Below are 1734 nucleotides of genomic sequence, written 5' to 3' on the forward strand. Positions count from 1 at the left end.
CAGCACGGCGAGGTCGACGGCATCGCGCCCAAGGTGGCCGTGCTGATGATCGGCACCAACAACACCGGCCACCGCGCGGAGGCGCCGGAGCGAACGGCCGCCGGCATCAAGCGCCTGCTCGACGAGCTGCGCCAGCGCCTGCCCAAGACCCAGCTGCTGATGCTGGCCATCTTCCCGCGCGGCGAGAAGCCCGACGACTTCCTGCGTGGCATCAACCAGCGCGTCAACAAGCTCCTCGAAGGTCTGGCCGACGGCCGCAGCGTTCACTTCCTGGATATCAATGCCGCGCTGCTCAATACCGACGGCACGCTTGGCAAGGACGTCATGCCCGACCTGCTGCATCCCAACGCCAAGGGCTACGACATCTGGCAGCGGTCCATGGCGCCGACGCTGCAGAAGCTGCTGAGGTCGACGCCATGACGCTGGCGGCCGCCGCTGCCAAGCCGACCCGGATGCCGGGCGGCCTGCCGTGCCGCGCGTGGGCGCACGACCATTTCGTGTCCAAGGCATGAACACGCCGGCCACGCTGCCCCTGGTTCCGCGGCATCCAGCCGTGGTGGCAGCCCTCGGCAGCGCAGGCACGACCCGCCCTACCCAGTCCTGGGGCCGCGGCATCGACGGCCAGCGGCTGGCGGACCTGGGCGACGGAAGCTTTCGCAACCCCGTCGTGGCCGGCGACCACCCCAACCCCGCCATCCTGAAGGACGGCCCCGACTACTACATGACCTTCTCGTCGCGGCAGTCCTGTCCGGGTGCCGTGATCTGGCATTCACGCGACCTGGTGAACTGGGTGCCCATCGCCGCGGCGCTGAACCAGCCGCTCGGCACGGGCTCGCCGACGGATCTTGTCCGGCACAACGGCCGCTACTTCCTCTACCTCCCCTTGCTACGGCCTCAGGGGGTCGGCATCCACGTCATGCACGCCGACAGCATCCGCGGGCCCTGGAGCGATCCCGTCGACCTGGAGCTGCAGGGATGCCTGGACCCAGCCCATGTCGTGGGCGAGGACGGCAGGCGCCATCTCTTCGTCAACGGCGACCGGCGCGTCGGCCTTACGGACGACGGGCTGGCCACCGTCGGCGGGCTTGTCCATGCCCAGACGGCCCGCAGCGCCGCACCGGCCGCGATCGCCGGCGCCAAGCTGCTGCGCCGGGGCGACTTCTTCTACCGCGTCCAGGCCCAGGGCGCCAACGCGCTTGACGGCCATGTGGTCAAGGTGGCGCGAGCGCCTTCCATCGCCGGGCCCTGGCAGGACGGCCCGTTCAGCCTGATCGATAGCGCAGCGGACGGGCCGTGGCGCACCAGCGGCCCTGCCAGCCTGGTGGAAGGCCAGGCAGGCGACTGGTGGATGCTGTGCCACGGCCACGAAAGCGGCTACCGTACCCTCGGGCGGCAGGTGCTGCTGGCGCCGATCGAATGGACGCGTGACGGCTGGCCGCGCAGCAATGGCGACCCGCTCGACCGGGCCCAGCGCAAGCCGCGCGGTGGATCGGTGCTGGCAGCGGGTCTCTCGCTCAGCGACGACTTCACGCATGACCGCCTCGGCCTGCAGTGGACCTTCCAGGACGCAACGCCCGAGGACCTGCAGCGCGCCCGCTATGACGGCACCGGTCTGACGCTGCGGGGCAAGGGCACGGGGTTGTCGGACTGCTCACCGCTGACCTGCCTCGCGGGCGATCGCAGCTACACCGCCGAGATCGAATTCGAGCTTGAAGGTGCGGCCCAGGGTGGGCT

Annotated in this window: 2 protein-coding genes; both read left to right on the forward strand. The window is 70.4% G+C overall.

Annotated features, from left to right (window positions below; translation table 11 throughout):
- A partial coding sequence (locus AC1DU6_RS30050; protein ID WP_477861695.1) for a GDSL-type esterase/lipase family protein occupies positions 1-420 on the forward strand: 420 nt, incomplete at its 5' end.
- An 88-nt stretch (positions 421-508) separates the two neighbouring features.
- Positions 509-1734: family 43 glycosylhydrolase (locus AC1DU6_RS30055; RefSeq protein WP_477861696.1), on the forward strand; the 1226-nt coding region annotated here is incomplete at its 3' end.

It is taken from the genome of Roseateles sp. P5_B10 (genome assembly GCF_056400485.1).